This window comes from Pedobacter sp. 01T416_2, assembly GCF_056398925.1.
Genome location: NZ_JBFTQI010000452.1, coordinates 1 through 4,833, shown reverse-complemented (window position 1 = coordinate 4,833; position 4,833 = coordinate 1). Strand labels below are relative to the sequence as shown.

Sequence of the window (4,833 nt, the reverse complement as noted above, 5' to 3'; positions counted from 1 at the left end):
ACCCATGGCATTGAGAATGATGCCTATGAAAAACGTTAGAAAAAGCATTGCCGAAATTATGGATTTAAATTTAAATGCGATGCTAAATATTTTCCGGTATACGATTTTTCCACCTTAACTAAATCTTCGGGTATACCTTCAAATACCACCTGACCGCCGCCATCGCCCCCTTCCGGGCCGATATCGATTACCCAATCGGCACATTTGATCATGTCCATATTGTGTTCTATTACCAAAATAGTGTTCCCTTGTTCAATCAAGGTATTCAGCGCCTTTAGCAGTTTTTTAATATCATGAAAATGCAGACCGGTTGTTGGCTCATCAAAAATAAACAGCGTTTTATTGGCATTGTTCCCTTTAATCAAAAACGAAGCGAGTTTAATACGTTGTGCCTCACCACCCGATAAGGTATTAGAAGATTGGCCTAAATGTACATAACCCAGACCTACATCAACCAATGGATTTAATTTATTGAGGATCTTTTGTTCATCCTTAAAAAATTCTACCGCCTCTTCAATAGTCATATCCAAAATTTCAGATACGTTTTTCTCTTTGTAGGTTACATCTAAAACCTGCTGTTTGAAACGTTTTCCGTTACAGGCTTCGCAAGGCAGGTAAATATCGGCCATAAACTGCATCTCGATCTTCACCTCGCCCTCACCCTGACAAACATCGCAACGGCCACCTTCTACGTTGAAAGAGAATGCAGCTGGTTTTAAGCCTGCAGCTTTTGCCGATGCCAGACCCGAAAACAAGGCACGGATATCATCCCAGGCTTTAACATAAGTAACCGGGTTAGAACGGCTAGAACGACCAATCGGGTTCTGATCGACCATTTCTACAGCGCTTACCAGATCGTAATTGCCGAAAATGCCATCATAAGCACCCGTTTGCTCACCAGCGTAGTTGCCAATTGCCTTTTGTAATGCAGGATATAAGATTTTTTTAACCAAGCTGGTTTTACCCGATCCAGAAACACCACTTACGGCAGTAAAAACACCTAACGGAAACTTCACATCAATATTCTGCAGATTGTTTTCCCTTGCTCCTTTAATCAGGATGTGATCTTTCCACTTACGGCGTTTATCCGGAATGGCAATTTTTTCTATTCCCGATAGGTAACGGCCTGTTAAGCTATTTTTATCTTTTAAAATCTCCTCGTAATTACCACTGAAAACCAAATTACCGCCATGGGTACCAGCCTCAGGGCCAATATCAATAATGTAATCGGCTGCACGCATCATTTCTTCTTCGTGCTCCACCACCAAAACGGTATTGCCTACATTACGGAGCGAGATTAATACTTCGATCAGTTTATTGGTATCACGTGGATGCAGACCGATACTCGGTTCGTCCAAAACGTAAATAGAACCCACCAAACTACTTCCCAATGAAGTTGCCAGGTTGATCCTTTGCGATTCTCCACCCGAAAGCGTATTCGATAAACGGTTTAGGGTAAGGTAGCCTAAACCTACATTGTTTAAATAAAGGAAACGGTTATCAATCTCTGCCAATAAACGTTTGGCAATTTTGGTATCGTTGGCGTTTAATTTCAACTCGTTAAAGAAAACCAGTGCTTTTGCCAATGGCATCAGCACCACATCGATAATCGATTTCTCAGCAATCTTTACGTAAGATGCATCCTTACGCAAACGCGAGCCTTTACAATCAGGACAGGTGGTTTTGCCCCGGTAACGTGATAACATAACGCGGTACTGAATTTTGTAGGTCTGTTCTTCCAGTTCTTTGAAAAAAGCATCAAGGCCTGCAAAATATTTATTTCCTGTCCAAAGCAAGCGTTGCTCTGTTTCTGTTAAGGCACTATAAGGCCGGTGAATCGGGAATTCGAATTTTGGTGCAGCTTTAATAAAATTCTGCAACCATACATTCATTTTTTCGCCGCGCCAGGGGGCAATGGCATTATCGTAAATACTTTTGCTCTTATCAGGAATAACCAGATCTTCATCAATGCCGATTACGTTTCCATAACCTTCACAACGTTTACACGCACCATAAGGGTTATTGAAAGAGAAAAAATTCGGCGTAGGTTCTTCAAATTTTATTCCATCCAGTTCAAACCGATCGCTAAAATGTTTTGTTGTGCCCTGGCCTTCTACATAACAATCGCCTTTACCTTCAAAAAAAGCAGTCTGTGCCGAATCAGCCAATCTGCTTAATGTTTCTTCTTCCTTGTTGGTTACAATACGGTCGATCAGGATCTGAACTGTTTTATCATCCGTTAAGGCTTCATCCTTAAAGTCGGCATCATCTAAAACCGCTTCTATTTTTTCAATTTTATCGTTAATCAGAACGCGTAAAAATCCTTTCTGTAATAAAATAGCCAGTTCCTCCTTAATTGTACGGTTATTGTGCGGGTACAAAGGACAAAAAATAGTAACCGTTGTATCTTCGGGCATGGCATTTACATAATCAACCACCGTGCTTACCGAATCCTTTTTTACTTCTTTGCCCGAAACAGGCGAAATGGTTTTCCCGATACGCGAGAAAAGCAGTTTAAGGTAATCGTAAATTTCGGTCGAGGTACCAACGGTAGAACGTGGGTTGGAAGTAATAACCTTTTGTTCGATGGCAATTGCCGGAGCAATACCTTTAATATAATCAACATCGGGTTTATTCATCCGGCCCATAAACTGGCGGGCATAAGAAGATAAACTTTCTACATATCGGCGTTGCCCCTCTGCATATAARGTATCAAATGCAAGCGAAGATTTCCCCGAACCAGACATACCTGTTACCACCACAAGTTTGTTTTTTGGAATGGCAACATCGATGTTTTTGAGGTTGTGCACACGGGCACCTTTTATGATAATATTTTTATGCGGATCTTTTTCGGCCTCTTTTTTGCTCATGTATAGTAACGAATATAATGTATAACCCCAGAATGTTGTTAGGGTTTTAAGAACATACAAAAATAGGGTACTGAGACGGTTAATTTATTTTTTAACATTTTATTTTTTGCTTTTTGATAAAAAAATAACTTTCTTTGAACATTAACAACCTCAAAACCAAACTAACACACATCAAAAAACATAGGAGAGCAGCTATAGAAATTAAACATCTACAAATTAATTTTTAGCAAATAGTACGGGATTTAGTGTAGGTAAACCTATGAATTTACAATCATATAATGATCAGGACCTGGTAAAGGTATATATTGCCGGGAACGAGAATGGATTGCAGGAACTTTTAAGAAGACATAAAAGTAAAATTTATACCTCTATCTACTTATTGGTTAAAGACCAATATCTGGCGGAGGATATTTTTCAGGATGCTTTTATAAAAGTAATTAATACCCTGCGATCGGGAAGATATAACGAAGAAGGCAAGTTTTTGCCTTGGGTAATGCGTATTGCCCATAACTTGGTTATCGATTATTTCAGAAAAGAAAAGAGAACACCAATCATCACCAGTGCCGATGGAATGGATGTATTCAATATGCTACACTTTTATGATGAGAGCGCAGAAGATAAAATGCTTCGCGACCAGACCCATAAAGATTTGAAAGCAATGATCCATTTATTGCCTGATGAGCAGAAAGAAGTGCTTTTAATGCGTCATTACGCTGATTTAAGCTTTAAGGAGATCGCAGATTTGACCGATGTAAGCATCAATACAGCATTAGGCCGTATGCGTTATGCATTGAGTAATTTGCGTAAAATGCTTAAAACAAAGGAGATGACCTACAAAGGGTAGTAAAATTGTTACATAAAATTTTTTAGGGGTTGAAATAAAGCATCTGAACTATCGTTAAGTTTATAAAACTTATCACATTTTAGTTGCTTATGACAAAAACCTCTACATCAAAAACAAATGTAAATTTACCTACACCTAACATGTTTCAGCCTAGAACTGATATTGAATCTGACGCAGAAATCGACTTATTTTATGATCAAATAAAAGGTAAGTTAGATAGACTGGCTAAAAATCCTCAAGATGAAACCATCAACAAGATTTTAGCTTACAGCAGCGCAAAGTAGAAAATCTTTACATGAGCCAAAAAAGCTTGTTCCACAGGGTGGGGCAAGCTTTTTCATTTTATGAGTTCAATAGTTCATTCRCCATYCGTTCATTGGTAACTGCAAACCGGCTACGGTTTCATAATTGATGGTACTTTATTATCTTATAACTACTTACATACATTATAAACTATTTGGACATCAACTATTTGACCATATACTATCGACTATCTGACCATCAACCCATCCTACCTCTTCCCTCTTTTCCATAAATGGCCTAATTTTTACAATCTCCTAAAGCAAAAAGCCTTACCTTTGCATAGTGTAAATTTAACACTAAGTACGCTATGAACAAGAACTTGCTCCCACTCACTTTAGGCGGTTTAGGCATCGGGATAACAGAATTTGTTATGATGGGCCTGCTACCCGATATCTCAAAAGATTTAGCAGTAACCATTCCGCAGGCAGGGCATCTAATTTCTGCATACGCTTTAGGTGTAGTAATAGGCGCACCCTTATTGATCATGATTGCCGGCAAATATCCACCAAAAATGATATTGATTGCTTTGATGATCATGTTCACGGTATTTAATGCCTTCTCTGCATTCGCACCTACTTTTGATACCCTGTTTATTGCCCGATTGCTTTCGGGTTTACCACACGGTGCATTTTTCGGGGTAGGATCGGTAGTAGCCAGCAGAATAGCCGAAAAGGGAAAAGCTGCTCAGGCGGTATCGCTTATGTTTATGGGCTTAACCATCGCCAATATTGTTGGGGTGCCATTAGGTACCTTTATCGGTCACAATTTTTCCTGGCGGATCTCTTTTGCCGTTGTCGTATTTGTTGGCCTTGTTAC

General features: G+C 39.3%; 4 protein-coding genes. 3 read left to right on the top strand and 1 reads right to left on the bottom strand.

Annotated features, from left to right (window positions below; translation table 11 throughout):
• Positions 1–56: 56 nt before the first annotated feature.
• The gene (gene uvrA / locus AC1DPQ_RS17760; RefSeq protein ID WP_477610403.1) at positions 57–2,870 is read right to left on the bottom strand and encodes an excinuclease ABC subunit UvrA; all 2,814 of its coding nucleotides are present in this window, start codon (positions 2,868–2,870) and stop codon (positions 57–59) included.
• Between the two features lie 259 nt (positions 2,871–3,129).
• On the opposite strand from uvrA, the gene AC1DPQ_RS17755 reads away from it, so the two are divergent.
• From AC1DPQ_RS17755 to AC1DPQ_RS17745, 3 genes are all read left to right on the top strand, one after another.
• Positions 3,130–3,714, top strand: a complete 585-nt coding sequence (locus tag AC1DPQ_RS17755; RefSeq protein ID WP_029279592.1) for an RNA polymerase sigma factor — start codon at positions 3,130–3,132, stop codon at positions 3,712–3,714.
• Between the two features lie 89 nt (positions 3,715–3,803).
• Complete coding sequence (locus AC1DPQ_RS17750) at positions 3,804–3,998, top strand: hypothetical protein (protein ID WP_029279590.1); 195 nt, start codon at positions 3,804–3,806, stop codon at positions 3,996–3,998.
• A gap of 326 nt (positions 3,999–4,324) precedes the next feature.
• Positions 4,325–4,833, top strand: a 509-nt coding sequence (locus AC1DPQ_RS17745) for an MFS transporter (protein ID WP_477610402.1), incomplete at its 3' end; no start/stop codon positions are given.

Bases quoted from the DNA above. Each gene is read 5' to 3' on its own strand.
- AC1DPQ_RS17755 (WP_029279592.1), top strand. From the start codon at position 3,130: ATGAATTTACAATCATATAATGATCAGGACCTGGTAAAGGTATATATT.
- AC1DPQ_RS17750 (WP_029279590.1), top strand. From the start codon at position 3,804: ATGACAAAAACCTCTACATCAAAAACAAATGTAAATTTACCTACACCT.